Source organism: Kiloniella sp., assembly GCF_965205715.1.
GTDB lineage: Bacteria > Pseudomonadota > Alphaproteobacteria > Kiloniellales > Kiloniellaceae > Kiloniella.
In genome coordinates, this window is the sequence record NZ_CBDBHW010000013.1 from 109,910 (window position 1) to 134,739 (window position 24,830).

The following is a 24,830-nucleotide window of genomic DNA, read 5'->3' on the forward strand; positions in this document are numbered from 1 at the left end:
TCTACTCAACAAAGCGGAGAAGTGCCAAAATTTTGACCAGCTGGGCTTTGTTCTCTGGCTTAAGCAAGCTTTCAACCGTGCCTGCAGGAAGTGCATCAAAAGCTGCGTTCACAGGTGCAAACACGGTAAAGGGCCCCTTGCTTTGCAAGGTTTCGACAAGGCCTGCTGCTTTCACTGCTGCAACAAGAGTAGTGTGGTCTTTGGAATTAACCGCGTTTTCAATGATATTTTTTGAGGCATACATCGCCGCACCACCAACTTGTGGGTTGGCCATTGCGGATGTGCTGGCAACAACTGCTGCGGTCAGGGCGAGTAGGCGAATTGATTTCAACATCTAAGTTCTCCACTGTTTTTTCTTCCCACCAAACGTGAGACAAGGGAAGTAACGGGAGAGCTAAAAGATAAGTTTAAAACTTTTTGATTTTTTTAAATTTTCTTCACAATACCGACGGCTATTACAGCTCCCGTCGGCAACCCTGTCGTAGATCCACCCTCGGGTTCAAGGCTGACAGCTAGGGTAACGCCCTCGACAAATTTTGCCTGTAAAGATGCCGTAACGCGAAGCGCTTTATCCCCAACCCCACCAACAAGGCCAAGCGATTTTGGCGGATTATCACCTGAAATAATCCAGAGTTCGTAATCTTTGTCGGTTGGTTTGTCAGCAGAGAGCGTGCTGATCCGCAGAGTTTGTGTGTCCGTTTCATAGAGCGCTACAAATTGCTCTGTTCTGTTATCCGAAGAAAGCGACGCAACCAATGTCTGTCCCGCGGGTTGATTTAATGTCCACAATGAAATGAGTACAATGGCGATCAACCCAAACACAGCCCCAGCGCTGATCAAACGCCAAAAAGCGAGACTGTTCCAGATAGAACGGCTATTTTCGGGTTCAGGCCGATCAAACAAGTGTTTATCCAGGGCGACCTTAACAGATGCGGGTGGTGTCTGGGCTTCGTAAGCTTCATTCAGATCAATCAACCTGGCTTCCCAGTCAGAAACCAGCCTTGCAAAGGCCGGATCATTTTCAATGCGCAAAGCCAGAGAGGAACGCGCAGCCCGATCAAGAACACCCAGGACGTATTCTGCCGCAAGGGCATCGTCCTCGTCTCTTCCAGAGCCCATTCCAGGGTCTATGTTGGCCTTATCACTCATTCACGCTTCTACTCGCTTAAACATTCTTTTAACTTCAGAAGGCTACGCCGCAGCCAGGTTCTTACGGTATTTAATGGAACTTTATACCTGTCAGAAAGTTCTTGATAGGAATAACCCTCCAGATAAGCACCTCGCACAGCACTTGATTTAACTTCCTCCAGCCGATCAAGGCACTCGTTAATCTTTCTCCGTTCGGATCCGGCGATAACGTTCGCTTCCGGTGTCGGCGCCTTATCTGCCAGTTCTGCGATCTCTTCCATATCGGCGCTTACTGTTTTTTTGGCCGTATTTCTGGCGCGTATCCGGTCGATGGCGTGGTTTCGCGTAATGGCGATGAGCCAAGACATCGGACTGGCTTCCGATTGACTGAACCGATCTGCCCGCTGCCAAATCTTTACGTAGACTTCCTGGAGCACATCTTCAGCTTCAACCCGGTCCTTTAAGAGACGAAGCGCAACCCCAAAAAGTTTCGCTGATGTATTTTGATACAACAGATCAAAAGCCTGCCGATCGCCAAGTGCGACCCGCGCCAAAAGACCAGAGATATCATTTGGAGTTGGCAAAAAGAGTTAAATGACCCCCGGCAAAGCCGGGGGCTTAAGCGGGTGAGCCCCTTAAAGGGGCAAATTGGGAACCGCTAAAGCGGTTATGGATTGAATATATCCATTTGGTCAAAGTACTTATCACGCTCTTCTTGCGTTCTGATATACTCCCTCACCATCTGTTCATCGAGCCCTACAGTTGAGACGAAATATCCACGGGCCCAAAAATTTTCACCCTTGAAATTCCGTGCTTTATTTTTGAATTTTCGAGCTATGGCAATCGCGCTTTTTCCTTTTAGGTATCCAACGACTTTTGAAACAGCATGTTTGGGCGGTATGCTGATACACATGTGAATGTGATCCGGCATCAAATGGCCCTCCTCAATCTTACTTTCGCGATGCCCGGCCAGTTCATGGAAAATTTCACCAAGATACTGACGTAGGTTGCCATAGATAACTTTTTGCCTGCGTTTAGGGATGAAAACCACGTGGTATTTACAATCCCATCTCGTATGTGCAAGGCTTTTGTAATCTCTCATCGGCTAATTCCTTTGTTATTTTGGTCAATAAACAAAGAAATGTAAGACCGTGGGAACGGTCAAACCATTGAGAGTCCCCCGGCATAGCCGGGGGTTTACCGGATTAAATTATCCTGTATTGGTTTACTTGGAGGATTTAACCATACGGTTGAATAAAATCATTCAAGACACAATCAATTTTTAAAAGCAAATTAGAGTCTGATTGTCTATGATTTTTCAGCAGATAACTGCCCCAGTGCTATTTCTATGATTTGGTCTTTCACCATATTATCCGGGTCTCCAATTCCATAAATTGATAGCCCTTGATCCACGGTCAAAAGATACTCTGACATTGCTTTGGTGTTGGTCTTTTTTGTCAATTCTCCAACCTCAACAGCCGCATCCAGGTTGGTTTTGAAAAGTACTTTAGCTTCTTCTGTGAATTTTTTCACCAAAGTGAAAGCCCTATCGGACACAACGTGTTTTTCGGACAACGTATTTATGATGAAGCAACCATGATAGTCCGGGCTGTAATTTAAGGCATGAAAATAGGATTTTATATTTTGCATTCCCGAGGGTTGCTTGCCCAACAGATCTCGATAGCTGTCACGGGCACCGCTCAGATAACGCAGCAATGCTTCCTCAAACAATCCCTCCTTGCCACCAAATTCCTTATAAAGGCTGAATCGGTTTAACCCTGTGACTTCGACCAAAGAGCTCAGATGCGCCCCTTCAAAACCAACTCGCCAAAACAGCTCCATCGCCCGTTCCAGCACATCATCTCGATCATATGTTTTATTGCGTCCCATCTCTTACTTATAATGCCATTTTTTTTTGCTGACAATTTTTTTCACGTATCGTTCTGAAATTTTACTTGCGAAGTAATTCCGTCCCAAATATAAAACACCCATCGTTCTGTTATGCGTAATCAACACGCCTCAACGCTATTTGTTGAAACGAAGCCAGCACCGTAAACCCACATCAGAAAAAGAGATAATCATGAAAAATCATTTGATCGGCCTTATTCTTGGTCTCGTCATCGGAGTAATCGACTGCGGATTATTTGCCGCTTCTGGTATGCCCCTCACTCCCCCAGTCATTATATCTGCGCTCGTTTTTTGGACTGCTGTTGGTTGGGTAATTCATTCGGTTACAATACCTCTCCCCTCCATACTAAAAGGCTTAGTCGTCAGCTTATTTCTAAACACTCCCTGGATAATCGAGTTTGTCTTTGTTCAAGAATTATCGGATATGTTAATTCCCATGTTAAGCGTTGCGACAATATTTGGCGTATTGCTCGGTCTCACCTCTGGGATTATTAACAAAAAGAGTGATCGGGGTGTGGAAGCACCTATTTAGAATAGACAAAATATAGAGGCTGAACTGCAATGCGCGTCCTATTGAAGGAAATATTATCTGCCTTCCCTGGCATTGATATCACAAAAGAACAGCAAGGTATTTCAGTCTCAGGCCAAGGAGATTTGCCTTCATGGTTTGAAGCTACAGACTTGGCTTCAGCATCCATTGCATCAGCAGGACTGATGCTTTCAAGGTTTGCAGAACCGTTTTCCACTCAAACTCAGATGAAAGATGAGCTGATTCAGGTTGATCGACGTCTAGCATCTTTTTGGTTTGGCATGACCCTGCGGCCCACGGGTTGGGAACTGCCTCCGGCTTGGGATCCCATTGCCGGGGACTACAGAACAAAAGAAGGCTGGATCCGCCTTCACACCAATGCTCCTCTGCACCGCATCGCCGCTCTTTCCGTTCTCGGTCAGCATAATGACCGTGCGGCTTTGGAACCCATTGTTGCTAAGTGGGAAGCGAATGATTTGGAAGCTGCAATCGTCAATGCGAACGGCTGTGCGGCAACAATGCGAGACCTCGCATCTTGGGCTAGGCATCCACAGGGATTAGCGGTTTCGCAAGAACCTCTCATCATTTGGAAAGATCACGGTGAGGCAGAGCGGCAGCCCCACAATATAGACCCCAAGCGCCCCCTGTCCGGCATTAAAATACTCGATCTGACACGTGTTCTCGCTGGCCCTGTCGCCGGACGGTTTCTGGCTGCTTACGGCGCAGACGTTCTTCGTATTGATCCACCCGTTTGGGAAGAAGCAGGGATCATTCCGGAAGTAACCCTTGGCAAACGTTGCGCAGGCCTCAATCTAAAAGAAACTGAGGATCGTCTCATCTTTGAAACCCTGCTCGCCGATGCCGACGTCCTGCTCCATGGCTACCGCCCCGAGGCTTTGATTAATCTTGGGTATGATCGCAAAACTCTACGTAAAATAAACCCGGGCATTGTTGATGTATCCTTAAATGCCTATGGCTGGTCCGGACCCTGGTCCAATCGACGGGGGTTTGACAGCTTGGTGCAAATGAGCTCCGGCATTGCAGAATATGGTATGCACAAATCTAACGCAGACAAACCAGTTCCCCTCCCGGTTCAAGCCCTGGATCATGCAGCAGGTTATTTGTTGGCCAGCGCCGTACTCCATGCCCTAAAAGAAAACCAAACCTCAGGCAAAGTATTCTCTGCCCAACTGTCTCTGGCTCGCGTGGCGCACCTTCTCTCTCAAACCAAGCGCTCGACACTCAGTGAGGGATTGTCAGCTGAGACACGCACAGACATTGCCTCCAAAATAGAGGAAACCTCATGGGGTCCGGCGCTGCGTGTAAAATTCCCTCTGACCATAAAAGGGGTACCTTCGGCCTGGGATTACCCAGCCTCGACCCTTAGGTCATCTCCGCCGATTTGGATGGGATAGGATAATAACTTTAGGCTGCAGAGAGCTTTATATCTCTCAAATCATGACGACTTTCTCTGCAACAACCTGACGCTTTCGCCACTGGTTAACGACGAGCCAACCGAAGACACTAAGGCCTATGATAAAAAGCCCCGTATTCAAATTGACGGGTAAGACTTGTCGCATCATGCAGTACCCAAGAAGTGCAGCTGCAGATGTAAATGCCATCAATCGCTCTGTTATAGTCAACTTACTTAACACCACCCCATAAAGCGCGGCGGTCAAAGAAATAATTGCAATAACAATGGCAATCAATGAAGTGGCGGCATCAAACCATGTTTCTGAACGCAGAGTTAGAACGGGATTAAAGACGATGAGAAATGGGATAATAAATCCCGCGGTCGACAGTTTAAAAGCCTTAATAGAAGTTGAGAAATAATTTGCCCCAGAAATTCCAGCCGCGGCCAGCGCTCCTAAAGCGACCGGCGGCGTAACCGCTGATACAATGGCGTAATAGAAACAGAAGAAGTGCGCTGCCATAGGCGGAACGCCCAGCTTAATTAAAGTAGGCACCGCAACGATGGCAACCAGACTGTAGGCTGCGACAGGAGGAACGCCACACCCCAAAATTAGGGCGACAAACATGGTGAGTATCAACCCAATCACCATGGAACCTGCACTCAGCATCTCCACCAATCCAGCGATCTTAGCGCCCAGTCCAGTGGTGATTAGAGTTTGGGAAATAAGGCCGACAACACAGAGAGATATTCCGATTTGAGCCCCAACCACTGCACCATCTGATATGGTCTTCCAAACTTCTGACCAAGATGGTCTTCCCCCAGCACGAAGGGGACTCAGGATAAGAGCAGTTGCAATACCCCAGAAAGCCGCTTTACTGGGGCCATATCGCATCAACAGTAGAGCGGTAATGACGCCAACTGGGATCAAAAATAACGGTAGGCCGCGTAAAATAATGCCATAATCTGGCTTTTCTTTGGGCGCTTTAATACCTTCCGCCACCGAAACGAACTGAACCCCAATGATTACTGCGACATAAAACAGGATCGCAGGTAATAATCCGGCAAGCATAATATCCGCATAAGGGACACCGACAAAAAAGGCCATCAAGAATGCAGCAGCCCCCATAACAGGTGGCATTAACTGTCCGCCCGTAGAAGCGGTCGCTTCAATGGCCCCTGCCAACGCTGGTGAATAACCTGCACGTTTCATATAGGGGATGGTAAAGGCCCCTGTAATCGCGACATTGGCAACTGTTGCCCCGGTCAACATCCCGATCAATGAACTAGAAACCACTGCGGTTTGACCTGGGCCACCTTCCAATCGCCTTCCAGCAACTTTGCCAAGCTCGTATAAAAAGTCATTGATACGCAGAATGTTCATGATCGAACCAAAGACTACAAACAAGAAAATTTGGTTGGCTGAAATCCCTAAAAAAGTGCCGTAAACACCTGAAAGCCCAATCGAAAGATAAGAGATTACATAGTCGAAAGAGAATTCCTGGTGATGCAATGGCCCCGGTAGCAGATGGCCAAAAAAGAAATAGGCAACAAAGACCATTGCCACGATCGGCAGTGTCCAGCCCCATGCTAACCGAGTGCCTTCTATTGAGACAACAATCAAGGCGACACCAATCATCACATCGAGCGGCTCTGGAAAGCCTACCACTTCTTCCAGATGCTCAAGGTTAATGGCCACATAAGCTGTGAGCCCCAAGCCAACCACAAGTAACAGCAATTGAACCAGACGGGGCCAAAGGGTGTTCCGTTTACTGGCGAACCCGAGAAAAGTTAAAGAGAAAACCAGAGCCAAATGAATATTTTGATGTTCCAGACTACCCATTCTAAAAAGATAGATACTGGCCAGGTGATAGCCGACCATTGCCACCCCTAACAATAAAAAGGCTTTGTTGAGGATCTGCCCTAGCCGGTCGGATTGAACATCAGTCATGGCTCTGTTTCCTGAAAATACTTGAACTAAGTAGGATAAACGCTCTGACCTTTTCGTCAGTCAAAGCGTTTCAAAATGAACAACCGGTAGAAATTATGGAATGAGGCCAGCTTCTTGGTAAGCCCGCAAAGCTCCTGGGTGAATATCTTCAGCTTTCCAACCGTGAGCCAGTGAGCCTTTGGACATCAATTTCCCCAGAGCATGATATTCCTTAAATCCTTCGACCTGGTCGATGATCAACTTGGTCACCTCATAGGCCGATTGTTCATCCATTTCGGGATAGGCCACCCAGGCAATAGCATCAAAGAAGACTTCCGTCGGTTTATCCATTCCAGCGACAGCACCAGCTGGAACAGTAAGCGTTTTGATTGAAATGCCATTATCGATTACTTTTTGAACTGCTTCCTGCCCCCACGGAATGTGATAGAGGGTCTTGCCGGAGCCCACCAACTCTACGGTCTGCGGGCTTGGCGAAAAGGTTCCGGATATTGGATCCGCGTAACCTCCAATAATTGCAGCATCCACGGATCCATCAAGTAAAGCTTGGGCGGCCTGTTTTGTTCCAAGACGTTCAACGTTGATTTTACCTTTTAGGCCCCACCCCGTGTTGATTATCTGTTCGGGTTCAACTGTCCAAAGAATTTGGGGAGGCCTTCCAAGGGCAATGGTTTTTCCAATTAAATCCTGTGCTGTTCGGATTTCAGGGTCAAAAGTTGCAAGCCAGACAGAGCCCAAATTGTAGTTAGAAATTAGCTTTGCACTTGGGTATTTCTTCTTGAAAGGCTTAATACCCTCCGTCGTCAGATAATTGATACCCGTGGTAAAAGACATCATTGTCAGCTTTTTCAGGTCGGCCTCTTTATCCATCTTGCGGGCATTAAAAACCAATCCAGGAGTTTCTGAGGAACTTATCTCGACCGTTTTTGAATATTTTTTTGATAGCTGCTCAAGAGCATTCCCAAGCACATAGGACCCTGTTCCAAATGGACCGGTAATAAGATTTACTTTTGTCGCTTCAGCTGCACTAGCCGGCACGGCCGACAGCAAGCTCCATGAACATACAGCGGCGATCATGGTTACATATTTAAACTTCATCAGATTTCCTTCCTGTTGTCTGGCTTGTAGGGTGTTAAATCACCCCTTTTTCTTTGAGTTCTTCTAAACGTTCTTGTGTCATTCCCAGTAAACCACGAAAGACATCATCATTGTGTTGCCCCATAGTCGGCCCCGTAGAGCGGACATGTCCTGGTTCCAACTTCATTCTGGGATAAACTCCCTGCATCGCGACCTCGCCAAGTTCAGCATCCGGCACCCGAACAACAGCTTCCCGGGCTTTCATTTGGGGAGAGTTAATCACGTCTTGAATAGGGTTAACCTTGCTGACAGGGACATCACCCTCTTGCAAAATACACAGAGCGTCTTGCAAGGTATGCAGAGAGAACCATTCGGAAATAATTTCATCCAGTTCAGGCGCATTCTTCACTCGGTCAGGATTAGATGCGAAATTAGGATTATCAATCAAATCCGAGCGCCCAATAGCGTGGGCACAACGCTCAAATACCCGTTGGGTCGATGCGCTCAATGATACCCAATGATCATCTTGGCTTCTGTATATGTTACTTGGCCCTGCGTACTTGCTTCCGTTACCAAATCGTTCTCGTGATTCGCCCAACTGATCTTGTTCGATCACGGAAAATTCCAACAATCTAAACATCGATTCAACGAGGGAAACATCGACTTCTTCAATTCCTTCGCGTGCTCCTTTTGCACGCTGCAAACACCCGATCAATATACCAAAGGCCCCAAAAACCCCTGCCACAGCGTCAGAAATGGGATAGCCCAAATGCATGGGAGGGCCATCTGTTGGCCCGCACAGATAGGTAAAGCCTGAAAATGCCTCAGCAACACGAGCGAATCCCGGTTCGCCTGACATGGGTCCGGTCTGGCCAAAGCCGCTTACCCTGAGAACAATAAGCTCAGCATTGATTTCCTCGAGAACTTCAGAAGAAAACCCATACTTCGCCAGTGTGCCAGGGCGAAAATTTTCCACTAAGACATCAGCCCAGACCATTAATTCCTGAAACAATTCCCTACCTTCGGGGGTTCTGATATCAAGCGTGATACCTTTTTTATTTCTATTGGTAACTTTCCACCACAGAGGCGCTCCATCTTTATGGGGCGGGAGATGCCGTAAGCTATCACCAACGTGCGGCAACTCGACCTTGATAACTTCAGCCCCAAAATCACCAAGAAGAGCCGAGGCAAAAGGACCTGCGATAATCGTTGAAAGATCAACCACTTTGAGATCACTGAGTGGCATTGACATATCTCCTCCCCCTGACTTTATTTCGTGCTGCTTTTAAGTTCCCCAGAAATTGTCCCTGCCGTTTCCTGTACGACACGGATACAATTGGTAAGGTGCGTTCCTGTTGCCCGGGTTTTTGGCATTATAATGCTGAGGGAGGCGATGATATTTCCCTCACCATCATAAATAGGTGCGGCTGTCGCGGCTGCTCCGCTGATCCGTTCACCATGAGAAATCGCATAACCGTCTTTACAAATGCTGGTTAACTTGGTCGTTAACGGTTCGATTGAAGTAACCGAATTATCTGATGTGGGAACCAGGCCAGTCTCACTCACCAATTTATTCAATTCAGTTTCAGACATCTTTGCAATAAGGCACTGCCCAGCTGCACCGTTATAGACCGGTCCCCGAGAGGCAACCTCCAACACATAACGTACAGGTTGAGGACTTGGCATTGCGTGAACAACAACTTGGTCCCATTGCTCCCTTACAGACAAACAAATCGTTTCTCTCGTCTGCAACCGCGCTTTTTCCATAAATGCATGGGCGGTATCACGGAGACCATCCCCATCCAGTAACTTGCGTCCAAGAGCAATTAGCCCGTAAGAAACGCGGTAGCGAGATGCCTCTTTATCAAAAGCAAGAACGCCTTCAGTAACCAAAGTTGTCGCTAATCGGAAAACGGTAACCTTATTGAGATCCATCAGTTTTGTGAGCTCTGCCAAAGAAAGTGTTCTGTCCCCACCTGAAAAGCATCTCAGGACGGCCATCGCACGAGAAACCGTTTGTAAAGTTGATCCGCCAGTTGTATTTTCGCTCTTGCTCATCGTTTCACTATATGTAATGATGTTTTAATATAAGAAATGCTATCATTCCAATCTCACGAGAGTCAACAATTAACCGCGTACCGGTTGAATCCATAAGCATGGCCAGATCAGAATTTTGTGAATTACAGCTTTCCTCGTTTACTCTGATTATTTCAACTCTATTATGGCGCGCATAACTATGACGCAAAGAACGTCACAAAAAGAGTACGTGAGGAAAGAGTATGGCCGTCGACAAGGAACTATATGAGTTCCATTTTGGCTCGTTAGCTGGCTGGGAAGATTTTGATGAAAAGCTGGACCAGCCGATTGAAGACTGTTGCGTTATGGCCATGGATTTTTGCTCCTATAGCGCTTTTGTCCGAGAAACCAGCGACATCTCCCTCGCACATAAAATGCTCAGCTCTTTCTGCGATGGCTCAAGGGACATCTTAATTGAAAGCGGTGCCTTGGTTGACCGGGTACAAGGCGATGGCCTGCTTGCGGTCTGGGGAGTCCACGAGAAGGTTGATGCAGCAAAAGTACTTCAGGTTGCTGCAAATATTCATCTACTCGCAAAGAAAACGGCGCAAACTTGGCAAGACAGCATTGATCGCGTCATAGAAACTCAGGGGGCGAGAATTGGCCTTTCCTATGGGCCTGTTACTCTTCTTTCTTTGCCAACAGCGTATCCAGGGTTCAGTCTTCTAAGCGAGATCGTCAATCTGGCTGCCCGGCTAGAAGCACGTGCCGACCCTGGAACCGTTTTCATGACCAATCGCTTTGAAAACCTGTTACCTCTTGAGTATCAAAAAGCTTGCGAGGATCTTTCTGATGAAGATGGGCAACGTGGTTTAAAGTTAAAAAACGTTGGACGTGTCCAAGCTTTCAAGTGGGCCCCCGAAGACAGTTAACCCACGGAACCAAAATGGAGTATCAAATGTTAAAGCCATTTTTTATAACAATCTGTTTTGGGTCTCTGTTTTTAACGAATTTTCAAACCCAAGCCAAAGAACCGACAGAATACCTACAAACCCCCAGTTGTCGGGATGGCGAAAACTTTGCTCTCCATATCCACGGCGGCGTTACTTACCACAATCGACCCGAGCGAGATGAAACCCGAAAAGCCTATATCCACGATTTATTAGTCAGGGGTAAAGCCGCATTGGAACAAGGTGTTTCGGCCCTTGACGTCATCACCTTTACCTTGGCTTCCATGGAAAATTCTGGTGAATTCAATGCTGGCAGAGGATCAATACCAAACCAGGCCGGGTACCGTGAGATGGACGCTTCTGTAATGACCGGACATAACCTCGAAGCCGGTGCGGTAGCATCTGTCCATGATGTACAAAATCCCATTCAAGCGGCACGCTTCATCATGGAAGAAACCCAAAATGTCTTCTTTGTTGGATCTTCCGCCGATCAGTTTCTCAAAGGCAAATTAGCAAAAGCTGATTTTCCAACATCTCCCCCCTCGTATGCCTCAGTTGAAGATCTTTCCATAAAGTCACCACCACACGGCACAATCGGTGCCGTTGCTCTGGATTTATGCGGACACCTTGCGGCAGGAACATCAACAGGAGGATTTGGGTCAAAAATCCCGGGGCGCGTTGGTGACAGTCCCGTAATTGGGGCAGGTACATACGCAAATCAAGATGTGGGTGTGTCTGCAAGCGGTCACGGAGAATACTTCATCCGCTATGCAATCGCTTATGACCTCAGTGCGAAAATTCGTTATCGAGGTGACAATCTAAACCAAGCTGCACAGGGCGTCATACAGGATCTATCAAATGCCGGTGGCACTGGCGGTGTGATTACCGTAGACAAGGACGGATCTATTGCTTCTGCATTCAATACAAAGGGTTTTATCCGCGGTTATATCGGTTCCAGATACCCAGAACCGATCACAGCTTCAGTTGAAAATTAACCCCTTAGTCAGCAAATTCCAACGCACTGTGGTTATAAAGCTCTAACAAAAACTCAAGATATGCAGGCTCTGAAAATAGATCTGGATAGGTTTTTGAATTTACAACTTCTTCCTTCATGAATTTTTGCATGAGAGGAAAGAGGCGTTCATCCAAGGTAAAGCTTTGGCTATCAAATCCGAGGCAAAATCCGCCCGAGCTAGAAGTCGTAATCGCAAACTTCACATACTCTGGTTTCACCAGGCTAGCCCCTTCTTGAAGCTCGCCTTCAAACTCATCGTCATAAAGCATTTCTTCACGTTCAGAATAGCTTCCAAAATCTTCATGCGATGATTCAGTAAAGAACTCGACCAACCACTGAGTAAAATTATCTGAATTGAGATGAGCTTCAAAGGTTCCACGAATATCGCGTACCGCACCTGTACTCAATGCAAAACCTGAACTATCGGTACTAAGACCTGCCCCGACATAACGCTGATCCAGATCTTCAAACTCAGAGAGATACTGTGAATAACCACTAAATAAGTCCGAGACCTTTGGCCCAAGGAACCCAACGGAAAATGTTAATGCACTTTCAAGAGTAACGCCCTCATGAGCAAACTTTGGCGGCACATAGAGGACATCACCGCAAGTTAGATCAACTTCATCACCTTCAAAGTCTTTGTCGAGAACCTTGAGGTCTATTCCCTTAATATAAACCTCTTGCTCGATAGCACCTCGCCCAACTTTCCACCGGCGCTTGCCCTCTCCTTGGGTCAAGAACACATGATAGCTATCGATATGAGGGCCGACAGAGCCCCCTGTGGCAGAGAAGCTGACCATAATATCATCCATCAACCATCTTGGAGCAAAGTTAAAATGCCGCAGCAAGGTCGCTGTATCAGGATGAAACTGCTCAACATTCTGAATTAGCAAGCTCCAGTCCCGATCACCGATGGTTTCGTAATCTTCTTCGCTAAAAGGTCCAAAGCGACAGGTCCAATCTTGCTGATCTCCGGCCGTTTTCACGATCCGGGATTGAGGCGCGTCTTCCATGGAAAGCCCAGCAAGTTCATCAGCTGATATGAGGCTACCCATATCAGCTTCGGATATAGCTCCACGAACGACAAATGGTCGACGATTCCAATAAATCCCATAAAAATCAGTGGGCGTTGGCATGCTATCAAGTATGGCGAGCTTATTGGACATCAGTCTATCCGTAGTAAAAGCAGTTAATGAGTTTGGACACGGTTATTACATTGAAATTGTCAGGATAAAAGACTTTCGCAATAAATAGATCGATGAATAGATCGATTCTGGCTCTTTATCTTCACAAAATTCAAGACTACACACACCTTAAACGAGAACATTGTATATGAATACGCCCGCATTCATCACAATCAAGACTCCACTAAAAGTAGAAATTAAAATAATTTGATATTAATGCCAAGTATTTTACTCAGTTATTTTTTCTTCCAAATACAACATGTTAGTAGAAATTTTATCCAATCTCATGACTCCAAACCCCAACCATAGACTGCCATGTTAATCTTTCAATAATGCTATGGTTGCATAATTTTCAACTAGTTTTGGTGCTCGTACTCCCCCAACGCCACTGAATGGAGATGGTCATGTTAAAGCTGAGCCATTTTAAAATAGCTTATAGGTTGCCTGTATTTGTTGTGTTGATGGCAACAATGGTTGCAATCAGCCTCGGTACACTAAATTATTCACAAACCAGTTCTCTTGTTAGGCAAGAACTCGAAAAAGAGCTGGGAGCTACTTTAGAAAGCAGATCAGCAACGCTTAAATCCTATCTAAGTTCGATTGAGCAAGACCTAAAGACAGTGGCGACAAACCCCAATACTCTAACCGCCTTAAGATCTTACGAAAAAGGTTGGGCCGAACTGGGTGGCAATCAGCTATCAACACTGCACCAGCTCTATATCACAGATAATCCAAATCCTTTGGGCGAAAAAGAAAAGCTAGATGCTGCTTCTGACGGTTCGACCTACAGTCAGGCACATGCAACCTACCACCCATGGTTCAGGCAGTTCCTTAATGAACGGGGTTACTACGATATCTTCCTATTCAACTTGGAGGGAGATCTCGTATACACAGTTTTCAAAGAATTGGATTACGCAACAAACCTAGATACAGGAAAATATAATGCCACAGATCTTGGAAACGCCTATAGGGCCGCGACCACAGATCAACATACAGGCAATCTACATTTCTTTGATTTCAAGCCTTATGCACCCAGCAACGACCTTCCTGCGAGTTTCATTTCGACACTCATTACCGATGAGCAAGGTAAAGCCGCAGGCGTTCTTGTTTTTCAAATGCCAATTGATCGCTTGAATGCCATTCTTCAGGTGTATGATGGTATGGGCGAATTCGGAGAAACATACCTTGTTGGATCCGATAATTTGATGCGGAGCAATTCCCGCTTTTCCAACGAGACAACCATTCTTAGTCAAAATGTTCAAACCGATCCCGTAAATCAGGCCCTTAAAAACAAAACCGGCGTCCTAGAAGCCGAAAGTTATGCTGGTCACGCCTCTCTCGCAGCCTACAAACCTTTTGAATTCAATGGCACAAGATGGGCAATGGTCGCAGAAATATCTCAACATGAGTTTATCGAACCACTTCATGACATGCGCTTACAAATGGTTCTGGCAACTCTGGCGCTCGTGGTTGGCATTGTCATTGTCAGCTTATTGATGTCCAAAAGTATCACCCGACCAATTGGCGGTATAACTCTCGCTCTCAAAAAATTATCCGAAGGACAACTTGATACAGATATTGTCGGACTAGACCGAAAAGACGAAGTTGGCGATATGGCCCAGGCTGCACAAATCTTCAAAGAAAACATCGCTGAAAATGCAAGGTTGGTTGAAGATCGAGCGATCGAAGAAAAGCGAGCCGCAGACCGACAACTCAAACAATCTCTCGAAATGGCTGACCTTCTCGAAGAAAAAGTAATGGCAATCGTCTTAACTGTCGAAAGCTCTACAAACGATCTTCATCAAGCGCTTAATAGCCTCAATGATGGGGCACATCAAACAACATCATTGAGCGATTCTGCTCAAAGCACATCCGATGAAATGACTGGAAAAATGCAAACGATTGCTTCAGCTACGGAAGAACTCGCAGCATCAATTAAAGAAATTTCCAGCCAGGTTTCACACTCATCATCAGTTGCAACGCACGCCGTTGCGGAAGCCAAAAAATCAACGGAACAAGTTTCAGGACTTTCCGTGGCAGCGGATCAAATTGGTGAAATCATTGGTTTGATTGAGAACATTGCCGAACAAACCAATTTACTCGCTCTTAACGCCACAATAGAAGCCGCAAGAGCTGGCGATGCAGGCAAGGGTTTTGCTGTTGTTGCCAGTGAAGTTAAGGCACTTGCTAATCAAACTTCGCAAGCAACTGAACAAATAACCGCTCAGGTTAGCTCTATGCGAACTGCGACCGAAAAAGCGACAGAGGCCATCACAACAATTGCAGAAACAATTGAATCTGTGGAACAGGTCACCGAAACTATTTCCGCGTCGGTAGAACAGCAAGATGAAGCGACCCGAGAGATTGCACAAAATGTTCAAAATGCAGCTGTGGATTCAACTTCTGTCACCAATGATATAAGCACGATCAGTCAATCCGCGAAAACGGCTGGAACATCAACAGAGGATTCTTTCTATACGGCGAAAATCCTCAAAGAAAGTTCCCAGTCCTTAAAAGAAGAGGTAAACAAATACCTGATTCACCTAAGAGGATCCTCTTCTTCAACTGAAGAAAAAATAACAACGGATAAAAATATTTATCCTCATAACTCCAGTATTATTCTTCGCTACGATAACACCGAAGCAACTTACCAAATCAATGAGCTATCTCACAGAGGTGGCTCCATTGGAACAGGTAAAGATCTCGGCCTAACTGCCGGTAAAAAAATTGAGGTTGAACTGCCAAATATTGGGGTGTTTAAATCTCAAATAATTCGAACAAATCCCAATGAAGTGACAATCCAGTTCACTGGTAGCGATTCAAATACAAAAGACCTATTGCATGAAGCGCTAGATCAATCATCAAGCGGATCTTCTGAGAACCTATCAGAGGTTGCCTAACAATCTTTTATCAAAAACAACAAACATTCCCGGCTGATGCCGGGAATGTTTGTTGTTTTAGTTAGAACATTAGTTCCGAACACTATACTTTTCAGGCCAAATCTTAATTCGCTCAATTCCCTACCCACCCTCTGGCAAGAAAAGCGTAAATGTTGATCCTTTGCCCTTTGTGCTATCAACAAGTATCCCCCCTCCTTGTTTATCTGCGAACTCTTTACAGGCACTTCTCCGCTTTGTTGAGTAGATTTAGGATTTCAAATAGAGCATAGATTGATTATCTGGAATGGATGATTGTCTAATTTTGAGTTTGAAGTATTCGGTATCCTTGATGCCTCTGGCTCGCTTACGGATCATTCCTATACTGACATTACCAGCCTCTATCCTGGCGCTTGTGAGCTTGTGTTTGGCGTAGTTGCAGATGCCCACACAATGTTTCCGTAGGGATTTCGCGAACTTTTTTAGATAGAGCATCTGTGACTGATCTGCTATCAGGCACCAACGTTCCAGTTGCTCCGCCATCGCCTCAAATGAAGCGGCACTCCACAGCAGCTGAAGCTGTTCTTTCAAGACGTAAAGTGCATTCAGGTTGCTATTGCTCTCCAGCAACCTTTGCAGCTTGTCACTTTGTTTTTCACTCAACTTATCCGCATTTTTGAGCAACAGATAATGTGTCCCTTTCATCAACTCTTTACCACTTGGATCGGCCTTTCTGAACTCAAGTCGACGCTGATTATGGATAGCTTTGCTGTAGTTTTTCATGACGTGGAAACGGTCAAATACTATGTCGGCCAACGGCAAGGACTCTCTGACAGCCTTTTGGTAGGCAGGCCCCATATCCATCGCTACGGCCTTTATTTTGCAGGCTGTATCTGGTTGCAGTTGTTTCAAAAACCTTGAAAAAACCTCGGCAGTTCGGCCTGCTTCAACCCAGATCAGATGACCGCCAACCATATCGTAGACCACCGTCATGTAGTCATGACCTTTCGCCCGGGCAACTTCATCTACACCAATATATTCCAAGCCAGTTAGCTCTGCAGGATCAAGCGTAGGGAGAGTTTCAATAAGGTATGCCCTGTCGATATTCTTGACCGTTTCCCATCGTATATCCAAATGTCTGGAAACCGCTTGAATAGACATATGCCGACATAATCCACTGATCAGTCGGCAAAATCGGTGAGTGAAACGGCACCCTTTATCAACAAAATCACACCCCTCAATGCGGCGTTCGCCCTTGTTAATATAAACCTGCGCCAGCTCAATCTCGACCACACAAGGATACCCAAAAAGGGGGATGTCGTTTACTTGTCGGCGGACATGCTGGTTGATGCTTCCCTTCTGGCCTGTAGCAGGGTCTATAGCCCTCCTACGCGCGTCTCGGCTGCAGTGAATGACAATCTTAACACCGCCGTCATCCAGTTTAATTTCATTTACACGTTGCCCTTTGAGGCCTAAAATATGCTGCGAGATGTTGATTGTCATATACCTGCTCTATGTAAAGTTATCAGAAACCATACATATCAACAGGTTACTTGGCGGTCGGCATCTTTTTCTACTCAACAAAGCGGAGAAGAGCCAATTTTCCCTAATACGCTATCAATTTTATAAGTTAATCCATATGTTCATCTCAGCAATTTCAAAACGAATTTTTTCTGGTTTGTACTTGTGCCGCCCTTACTGCGTGCGATTGGCATACTGATTGGACTGATGAGGTGTATGAAGTTCATTCAATTGATGGTGTTGGAAACAGAACTCTTGCAAAAATTATTGAACCCGGAGCCACAATTGGTCGTGTAGGAGCTCAAGTCATTGCAATAGGCTTTAATGACAAATATCTAATCGCCAAAAGACTACATGAAGATAAGATTACCGTATCCTACTACATTGTAGATAAAACCAGAGACGGGATATATAAAAACGCTAGTGAGATTACTGAAGGGCCTTTCAACCAGGAAGCCTTTCAAAAGTTAAAGCAGGAAAGAAAACTGCCTGAATTCTCTGAACAATTTACACAATATTAGAACCGCACCACACACTGTATTTCCCTGTTATGTCCGTAAGGCATACCCGACACATTCGATTAGTTATTTTCTAAAGTAAATAAATTTGCTAGAAGCGCGCCAGAAACAGAATTGGCGGCTTATCCAAAAGGATCAAATCGCCCTATATTTTGATCGCTGCGAACATAATCGCGCGGTTTTAGCGAACGATCCGATCGGAATACCATGAAAGCCTACAATTTTTGTGACCACCGCAATATCAAAGCCGAGGTGCTCTCGGGACTGACCGTTGCTCTTGCTCTTGTCCCCGAAGCCGTTGCCTTTGCTTTCGTAGCTCAGGTTGATCCTCTGGTTGGTCTTTATGCTGCCTTTATCGTTGGCCTGATTACATCATTACTAGGTGGTCGCCCTGGTATGATTTCAGGTGCAACAGGTGCTCTGGCAGTTGTCATGGTATCTCTCGTCGTTCAACACGGTGTTCAATACCTCTTTGCAACAGTCGTCCTGATGGGGATCTTGCAAATACTGGCCGGGATCTTCCGCCTTGGTAAATTCATTCGTCTGGTTCCGTATCCAGTTATGCTTGGATTTGTGAACGGTCTTGCGATTGTTATCTTCCTCGCCCAACTTTCCCAGTTCACAGTTAATCCAACTGACCCGAACAGTGAATGGTTGAGCGGTTCCACACTCTACATCATGCTTGGTTTGGTCGCTTTGACTATGGCCATTAGTTTCCTTCTTCCACGGATTACAACCTTGGTACCTGCACCGCTTGCAGCCATCGTGGTCGTGTCAGCGGTGGTCATCGGATTTGGCTTGGATATCCCAACAGTTGGCAGCATGGCCTCAATTGGTGGTGGCCTACCCGAGTTCAGTATTCCAAGCGTGCCTTATAACCTGGAAACCCTCTACATTATCTTCCCATACGCCCTTATCCTGGCTGCAATTGGCCTGATTGAATCCCTGCTTACTCTGACATTGATTGATGAAATCACCGAAACCAAGGGTGGCACGTCTCAAGAGTGTATGGGGCAGGGCGTTGCAAACGTTGTTACCGGCTTCTTTGGTGGTATGGGTGGTTGTGCGATGATCGGTCAAAGCATGATCAACATCAAATCTGGAGGCAAAGCCCGTCTTTCTGGACTAACCGCCGCTGCATTTTTGTTGTTCTTTATCCTGTTTGCCTCTGACCTTATTGAACTAATTCCCTTGGCTGCACTTGTTGGTGTGATGTTTATGGTCGTGATCGGCACCTTTGAATGGTCCAGCTTCCGTATTCTACACCGCATCCCAAAATCAGATGCTTTTGTCCTCATTCTTGTTTCCGGCGTAACCGTATACAAGGATCTAGCCATTGCTGTTGTCGTCGGCGTTTTAGTCTCTTCACTTGTTTTTGTCTGGAATTCAGCCAAGCATATTTATGCTCGTGTTGGCACCTCAGACGACGGAAAAACAACCGTCTATGAAATCTCAGGACCACTTTTCTTTGGCTCCATCAGCTCCTTCCGTGATCTTTTCAATCCTGCGGACGATGCAGATGATGTTGTTGTCGATTTCAAAAACGCACGGGTATGGGATCATTCCGGCCTTGAAGCAATTGATGGTTTGGCTGAACGCTACACCCGTCGGGGTAAAACATTACACCTGCGCCATCTAAGCCCTGACTGTAGCCACCTTCTGGAAAAATCGGTCAGCATGGTCGAAGAAGACAAAGAAGGCGATCCTCATTACGGCGTTTTGGTCGACTATACCAAAATGTATCACGAAGATGATGAGATCGCAGAAAAGGCCGCACGCGTGTAAAGCAGCTGAATTTACTCAGTTATCGGTTATATAAAGGGAGCTTCGGCTCCCTTTTTTAATTCATCAAATAAAAAATCGTCGAACATCGTTGTGAAAGAGCTTAGGCTATAAGGACAGTCGAAACCGCTATAAGGTTTTCATACCTATGCAGGGTACGCACTTTAACAAAGAGAAATACGGCTCAATTACGCTATCCGTTACTTTGTTAACTCTTTTAATAATAACGATTTATTTGCAATCGATCATGACAGTAGAGCTATGGCCCTACGGTCTTATTGGACGATCTTTGTGCGTCGGGTTAGGTGTTATTCTATTTCTTAGGTTGATACCAAGGTTGATAGCGCCCAACCTTAAGGTTTCTCTCCTGATAATTTTTTGGGCTGGATTTATCACCCTTATTATCCACTTGGCTTTTATGGATCCTCCCCAAATTGTCCAATTCTTGACCGACCTCCAAGATGGCTTAGGACCTGAGTCTCTTCTCGTTTGTGCCTTGCTATATTTGCTCCTGCTTTCAGTCCCTTTCGTTCCCGGTATCGAAATTGGACTTCTTATTATGGCAGCCTTTGGCAAAGACGGCGTTATAAGCGTCTACTTCGCCACAATTGGAGGCCTCAGTCTGGCCTATTTTTTTGGTACTTCTTTTCCTCAATTATGGGAAAAGGCAGGGTTTATTAATTTTGATTCCTCTGCTTTCTCCAGAACAGATGAAGCACCTTTTTCCAATGATAAAGCCTCTATTCCGCTGGCCTTAAAGCTAATAAGATCAATATCCCCTTGGATAATAAGGTACCGATACCTCACCCTTGCCATTCTTATAAACCTACCTGGAAATGTCGTTTTTGGCGGTGGCGGGGGTATTTCATTTATCAGTGGAGCAAGCAGAAAATTTAAATGGTTCTGGTTTATGAGCACGCTTGTTCTGGCAACACTTCCGGTACCTCTCTTGGTATACTTTGGGTTTATGGAATTAGAGAAACTCATTGAATAGCAATTGATTCATCAATTATGAAATGACATGTTCTATATTTGTTCCAATTCGGAGAACGTTATGAGTGACCATGTTAAAAACCACACAGGTGGTTGTCTGTGTAAGAAAATTACTTACACAATCAGTTCCGATCTAAAAGGGGTCGTCGCTTGTCACTGCAAACAGTGCCGATTATGGTCAGGTCACGTATGGGCATCGACTGCCTGCCCAACTGATGCCCTTACCATTACCACTGGAAGCGAATACCTGAGCTGGTATGCTTCCTCCGATCACGCCCGGCGTGGTTTTTGTAAAAACTGTGGATCGTCGCTTTTCTGGTTACCGACTGAAAATGGAGACGAGGGCGACCACTATGCCATCGCTGCAGGATCCTTAAACGAACCGACCAAATTAGATACAGAACGCCATATTTTCTGTAAATTCAAAGGCGATTACTACACAATTGAAAGCGAAACACGCCAAGATGAAACTTACTAAATAAAAACCAGCCAATGTAATCGTAAAAGGCCGTGATTTTGAATTACCGCTTACTCCAACAATCTGACCGTTCCGCCATCCTTTCCATGGCAAAGGCTTACTATCAGGAATATGGTAACATTTATGGGCTTCCCAGAATAGAAATGGCGATCGATGCTTTACTCTCTGGCGAAGAATTTGCCAGACTATGGATAATTGAAGAATCAGAAACTGTTATCGGATATCTCTGCGTTACCTTTGGCTTTTCTCTTGAAACAGGGGGCCGAGAGTTTTTCATCGACGAAATCTATATAAAGCCAAAATACAGAAACAAGGGAGTAGGGAGCAAAGCTCTGGAGTTCGCCTGTGATCAGTCTATAACACTTGGGGCAAAGCGTATCGTTCTTGAGGTTGAAAAAACGAACTCTATGGCCAAAAGGTTATACAATAATCTTGGTTTCGAAGTACATGACCGTTACTTGATGTCCAAATTCCTTACTACTCAATAAAATGATCTTCAATGGCAATGCCTATAGTATCAAAAACGAAAATTCTCGTAAGCGCCTGCCTAATGGGACAACCTGTACGCTATGATGGGAAATATGCCTCCACTGGTCTAAAGCAGCTTGAACTATTGCAAAAGCAGGGACGTATTGTACTCCTTTGTCCAGAAACCGCTGCCGGTCTACCCATTCCCCGTCCTGCTGCAGAAATCAAAAAGGGTCGCGTGGTAACAAATGAAGACCAAGACATGACAGGGGCTTTTATCACAGGAGCCCAAAAAGCGCTCGATCTATGCTTAAGGAAAGGTATCAAAACAGCCATCCTCAAAGAAAACAGTCCCTCTTGCGGCAGCAAGTATATCTATGACGGGTCATTTTCTGGAACAAGAATAAGCGGAGAGGGTAAAGTCACAGAATTGTTAAGAGCCAATAATATCAAAGTATTTAGCGAGTACGAAATTGATATTGCTCTTAAAAGTATTTCCTAAATCACTACTTTTAACTAGGTAAAGTTAGGTCCATTTCTTGAATTTACATTGTATTTAGTATACATTTAGGCCTTCGTCCTTATAACTATGAGGAATGGGAGTCAACGTAAATGCTCAAATTTATCAAGGCCTTTGTCATTGATGACTCCGGTGCAACAGCCATAGAATATGCCTTAATTGCCGCCCTCGTTTCCATAGTTGCAATTGGCCCAATATCGACTTTAGGTGACTTACTTGTAACCATTTTTGGGACAATTGATTCAGGAGTCTCTATGGCTTCGGATGGCTCAATATAGGTAATAAATTTAAATTCCATAACTATGCCAATCGTTTTATAGATTTTTAAATACAGGCCCTCAATCCACTGAATCTATATCTCTTTATAATTTTCTTCTTTTACGTGTATGCATAACTGATACACTAGAGTTCTCTTTTTGTTCTCCAGGTAGTTATTTCTATGACCGTTCAAATAAATACCGTCTCTTTTCAAGGCATTGAAGTTCGAGATATTGAAGTTCAAGTTCAACTCTCGAATGGCTTGCCCGCCTTTAATATTGTCGGACTACCTGATAAAGCCGTTGCAGAGAGTCGTGAGCGGGTACGTGCAGCACTAACAGCTATCGGTCTCGCGCTCCCTCCCAAGAGAATAACCGTCAACCTGGCACCTGCAGATCTTCAGAAAGAAGGCAGCCATTTTGATCTCCCCATAGCAATGGGCATTCTCTCAGCAATGGAGATCATGCCAGTAAACGAATTGATGAATTATGTCGCTCTCGGTGAACTTGCCCTTGATGGCACGATCCGGGCCGTTAATGGCGTTCTACCAACCGCCCTTCAGGCCCATTCCACTGATAGAGGGATTATATGTCCTGCATGTCAGGGAGTGGAGGCAGCCTGGGTAAAGGAGCTTGATATTATTGCGCCGCCCAGTTTACTTGGCCTCGTCAATCATATCAACGGCAGACAAATCCTGTCATCGCCAAAACCCCTACTTAAAAATAATCCGGACGAACGAGCGAACTTTCCTGACCTTAAAGACGTCAAAGGTCAGGAGACCGCAAAGAGAGTTCTTGAAATAGCCGCAGCAGGATCACATCACCTCCTTTTCAATGGCCCTCCCGGCTCCGGAAAATCCATGCTGGCTTCAAGATTACCATCAATTCTTCCCAATCTTGAGCCAGAAGAAATTCTTGAAGTCAGCATGATCCATTCCTTGGCTGGTTTATTAAAAAACGGGCAATTACAGCACCTTCGCCCCTTTAGAGATCCACATCATTCTGCATCAGCACCTGCAATAGCAGGCGGCGGATCAAAGGCAAAACCAGGTGAAATATCACTGGCCCATCGCGGCGTTCTTTTTCTTGACGAACTTCCAGAATTTAACCGCAATGTATTAGAAACTCTAAGGCAACCCTTGGAAACTGGGCAAATATCAATAGCACGGGCAGAAGCGCATGTTACTTATCCTGCACGTGTGCAGATGGTTGCCGCTATGAATCCCTGTCGTTGTGGTGAAGTGGATCCCGTTACCCAAATATGTGCAAGAGGGCAACGGTGTAGCCTCCAGTATCAAGCGCGTATTTCAGCGCCATTATATGATCGTATTGATCTCTATTTAGATGTGCCTCCTGTCAGGGCAAAGGATCTGTCTCTCCCGTCACCTAAGGAAGGTAGTGCCGAAATAGCCGTAAGGGTCCAAGCAGCCAGAAACATCCAAACTAAACGCTTCTCTGCTTATCCAAAAGAAATTCGTCCCCACTCAAATGCTGAAGCCGAAGGAAAGATATTAGACGAAATTACTCAACTTGGAGATCAGGAACTCGGCTTAATGCAAAGAGCCGCTGACAAATTCCAACTATCAGCCAGAGCTTATCATCGTGTATTAAAAGTATCCCGCACAATCGCAGACTTAGAAGGAGTAGACGATATCGATGTTAAACATATTACCGAGGCTTTGCGTTATCGAAAAAGCAGGTCTTAATTACATCGTCGTAAATTCTAGCGTTGGATTGCGTTCATAATATAGCTTTTTATCGTCTCTTCGCCCAACGCTTTATGTGCTTCCAGACGATTAACTCCTCTTAAAAGAACATATCTATCCTTGCCCTTACGTACGCTTATTGGTCTCTCCTCAGCCTCTTCAATAATCTCTTCGGCAGCCAGATCAACCTTTGCGGCATCCAGCTCTTTCCGTCGATCAGTCGGTACATAAATATCTTCAATTTTTAAAATATGAACCTTAAGCAATAGATACTTTCCTTAACCCATAATTACTATTCCAACACTGTATCGATCCAACACGCCGTTTGGAACCATCGATTTTCTATTCTTAAAGTTTGAGTCCCCCTACTTTTTTAAAATCGTGGCAATCAGCGTAAAAACAAGAAACAGATTGAATATATCACCTTGATAAACAACTGTTTGGCTAATAAATGCCTGAAGCTTATTTTTTAAGAAATACGACTTATGGTTTATTAGATTCATTAATAAGAATCCTATTTCGATAGATTCACCATCACCAAGTAT

At 45.4% G+C, this 24,830-nt stretch carries 26 protein-coding genes; 14 read left to right on the plus strand and 12 right to left on the minus strand.

The features are described from left to right. Position 1: 1 nt before the first annotated feature. The 5 genes from ACOGW3_RS11655 to ACOGW3_RS11675 form a co-directional block, all read right to left on the minus strand. Positions 2-334 (minus strand): fasciclin domain-containing protein, encoded by a 333-nt coding sequence (locus tag ACOGW3_RS11655; protein WP_419903124.1) that lies wholly within the window; start codon positions 332-334, stop codon positions 2-4. 92 nt (positions 335-426) lie between these two features. Next, entirely contained in the window at positions 427-1,149 is a 723-nt protein-coding gene (locus tag ACOGW3_RS11660; protein ID WP_419903125.1) for an anti-sigma factor, read from the minus strand. 8 nt (positions 1,150-1,157) lie between these two features. Then, positions 1,158-1,712, minus strand: coding sequence for a sigma-70 family RNA polymerase sigma factor (locus ACOGW3_RS11665; RefSeq protein WP_419903126.1), 555 nt, complete (start codon positions 1,710-1,712; stop codon positions 1,158-1,160). 83 nt (positions 1,713-1,795) lie between these two features. Then, entirely contained in the window at positions 1,796-2,230 is a 435-nt protein-coding gene (gene tnpA, locus ACOGW3_RS11670) for an IS200/IS605 family transposase (RefSeq protein WP_419901154.1), read from the minus strand. 206 nt (positions 2,231-2,436) lie between these two features. Then, a complete protein-coding gene (locus ACOGW3_RS11675; protein WP_419903127.1) occupies positions 2,437-3,018 on the minus strand; it encodes a TetR/AcrR family transcriptional regulator in 582 nt (193 codons plus the stop codon). A 190-nt stretch (positions 3,019-3,208) separates the two neighbouring features. Between ACOGW3_RS11675 and ACOGW3_RS11680 the strand changes: the two genes are divergently transcribed. Next, complete coding sequence (locus ACOGW3_RS11680; protein ID WP_419903128.1) at positions 3,209-3,568, plus strand: hypothetical protein; 360 nt, start codon at positions 3,209-3,211, stop codon at positions 3,566-3,568. A gap of 29 nt (positions 3,569-3,597) precedes the next feature. Continuing rightward, on the plus strand, positions 3,598-4,980 hold the full coding sequence (locus tag ACOGW3_RS11685; protein ID WP_419903129.1) for a CoA transferase: 1,383 nt from the start codon (positions 3,598-3,600) through the stop codon (positions 4,978-4,980). Between the two features lie 36 nt (positions 4,981-5,016). Here the strand turns inward: ACOGW3_RS11685 and ACOGW3_RS11690 are convergent, their stop codons facing one another. The 4 genes from ACOGW3_RS11690 to ACOGW3_RS11705 all read right to left on the minus strand — a co-directional run bounded on the left by ACOGW3_RS11690 (position 5,017) and on the right by ACOGW3_RS11705 (position 10,059). Further along, on the minus strand, positions 5,017-6,927 hold the full coding sequence (locus tag ACOGW3_RS11690; RefSeq protein WP_419903130.1) for a TRAP transporter permease: 1,911 nt from the start codon (positions 6,925-6,927) through the stop codon (positions 5,017-5,019). A 93-nt stretch (positions 6,928-7,020) separates the two neighbouring features. Beyond that, positions 7,021-8,022, minus strand: coding sequence for a TAXI family TRAP transporter solute-binding subunit (locus tag ACOGW3_RS11695; protein ID WP_419903131.1), 1,002 nt, complete (start codon positions 8,020-8,022; stop codon positions 7,021-7,023). Positions 8,023-8,056: 34 nt separating this feature from the next. Next, the gene (locus ACOGW3_RS11700; protein ID WP_419903132.1) at positions 8,057-9,247 is read right to left on the minus strand and encodes a CaiB/BaiF CoA transferase family protein; all 1,191 of its coding nucleotides are present in this window, start codon (positions 9,245-9,247) and stop codon (positions 8,057-8,059) included. Positions 9,248-9,270: 23 nt separating this feature from the next. Further along, positions 9,271-10,059, minus strand: coding sequence for an IclR family transcriptional regulator (locus ACOGW3_RS11705; RefSeq protein WP_419903133.1), 789 nt, complete (start codon positions 10,057-10,059; stop codon positions 9,271-9,273). Positions 10,060-10,280: 221 nt separating this feature from the next. On the opposite strand from ACOGW3_RS11705, the gene ACOGW3_RS11710 reads away from it, so the two are divergent. After that, on the plus strand, positions 10,281-10,949 hold the full coding sequence (locus ACOGW3_RS11710) for an adenylate/guanylate cyclase domain-containing protein (protein WP_419903134.1): 669 nt from the start codon (positions 10,281-10,283) through the stop codon (positions 10,947-10,949). A gap of 26 nt (positions 10,950-10,975) precedes the next feature. Then, on the plus strand, positions 10,976-11,962 hold the full coding sequence (locus ACOGW3_RS11715) for an isoaspartyl peptidase/L-asparaginase family protein (RefSeq protein WP_419903135.1): 987 nt from the start codon (positions 10,976-10,978) through the stop codon (positions 11,960-11,962). A 4-nt stretch (positions 11,963-11,966) separates the two neighbouring features. Here ACOGW3_RS11715 and ACOGW3_RS11720 read toward each other — a convergent pair whose 3' ends face one another. After that, positions 11,967-13,148, minus strand: a complete 1,182-nt coding sequence (locus ACOGW3_RS11720; protein WP_419903136.1) for a JmjC domain-containing protein — start codon at positions 13,146-13,148, stop codon at positions 11,967-11,969. A gap of 422 nt (positions 13,149-13,570) precedes the next feature. Here ACOGW3_RS11720 and ACOGW3_RS11725 point away from each other — a divergent pair, with 422 nt between their 5' ends. Further along, positions 13,571-16,066 (plus strand): methyl-accepting chemotaxis protein, encoded by a 2,496-nt coding sequence (locus ACOGW3_RS11725; protein ID WP_419903137.1) that lies wholly within the window; start codon positions 13,571-13,573, stop codon positions 16,064-16,066. Between the two features lie 246 nt (positions 16,067-16,312). Here ACOGW3_RS11725 and ACOGW3_RS11730 read toward each other — a convergent pair whose 3' ends face one another. After that, complete coding sequence (locus tag ACOGW3_RS11730) at positions 16,313-17,545, minus strand: ISL3 family transposase (RefSeq protein ID WP_419901077.1); 1,233 nt, start codon at positions 17,543-17,545, stop codon at positions 16,313-16,315. Between ACOGW3_RS11730 and ACOGW3_RS11735 the strand changes: the two genes are divergently transcribed. The 9 genes from ACOGW3_RS11735 to ACOGW3_RS11775 all read left to right on the plus strand — a co-directional run bounded on the left by ACOGW3_RS11735 (position 17,532) and on the right by ACOGW3_RS11775 (position 24,285). Beyond that, complete coding sequence (locus ACOGW3_RS11735) at positions 17,532-17,762, plus strand: hypothetical protein (protein WP_419903138.1); 231 nt, start codon at positions 17,532-17,534, stop codon at positions 17,760-17,762. The two genes, ACOGW3_RS11730 and ACOGW3_RS11735, sit on opposite strands and share 14 nt — an antisense overlap. A gap of 13 nt (positions 17,763-17,775) precedes the next feature. Beyond that, positions 17,776-18,084 carry a hypothetical protein gene (locus ACOGW3_RS11740; protein ID WP_419903139.1) on the plus strand — a complete coding sequence of 103 codons (309 nt, stop codon included), beginning with the start codon at positions 17,776-17,778 and terminating at the stop codon, positions 18,082-18,084. A gap of 204 nt (positions 18,085-18,288) precedes the next feature. Then, complete coding sequence (locus ACOGW3_RS11745; RefSeq protein ID WP_419903140.1) at positions 18,289-19,866, plus strand: SulP family inorganic anion transporter; 1,578 nt, start codon at positions 18,289-18,291, stop codon at positions 19,864-19,866. Between the two features lie 145 nt (positions 19,867-20,011). Then, positions 20,012-20,857 (plus strand): hypothetical protein, encoded by an 846-nt coding sequence (locus ACOGW3_RS11750; RefSeq protein ID WP_419903141.1) that lies wholly within the window; start codon positions 20,012-20,014, stop codon positions 20,855-20,857. 60 nt (positions 20,858-20,917) lie between these two features. Then, positions 20,918-21,334 (plus strand): GFA family protein, encoded by a 417-nt coding sequence (locus tag ACOGW3_RS11755; RefSeq protein ID WP_419903142.1) that lies wholly within the window; start codon positions 20,918-20,920, stop codon positions 21,332-21,334. A 38-nt stretch (positions 21,335-21,372) separates the two neighbouring features. Beyond that, positions 21,373-21,822, plus strand: a complete 450-nt coding sequence (locus ACOGW3_RS11760) for an N-acetyltransferase family protein (RefSeq protein WP_419903143.1) — start codon at positions 21,373-21,375, stop codon at positions 21,820-21,822. Positions 21,823-21,833: 11 nt separating this feature from the next. Next, complete coding sequence (locus ACOGW3_RS11765) at positions 21,834-22,304, plus strand: DUF523 domain-containing protein (protein WP_419903144.1); 471 nt, start codon at positions 21,834-21,836, stop codon at positions 22,302-22,304. 110 nt (positions 22,305-22,414) lie between these two features. Further along, positions 22,415-22,600, plus strand: a complete 186-nt coding sequence (locus ACOGW3_RS11770; protein WP_419903145.1) for a Flp family type IVb pilin — start codon at positions 22,415-22,417, stop codon at positions 22,598-22,600. 161 nt (positions 22,601-22,761) lie between these two features. After that, positions 22,762-24,285: a YifB family Mg chelatase-like AAA ATPase gene (locus ACOGW3_RS11775; RefSeq protein ID WP_419903146.1), complete on the plus strand. Its 1,524-nt coding sequence runs from the start codon at positions 22,762-22,764 to the stop codon at positions 24,283-24,285. A gap of 17 nt (positions 24,286-24,302) precedes the next feature. Here ACOGW3_RS11775 and ACOGW3_RS11780 read toward each other — a convergent pair whose 3' ends face one another. Next, positions 24,303-24,551 (minus strand): ParB N-terminal domain-containing protein, encoded by a 249-nt coding sequence (locus tag ACOGW3_RS11780; protein WP_419903147.1) that lies wholly within the window; start codon positions 24,549-24,551, stop codon positions 24,303-24,305. Between the last annotated feature and the right edge of the window lie 279 nt (positions 24,552-24,830).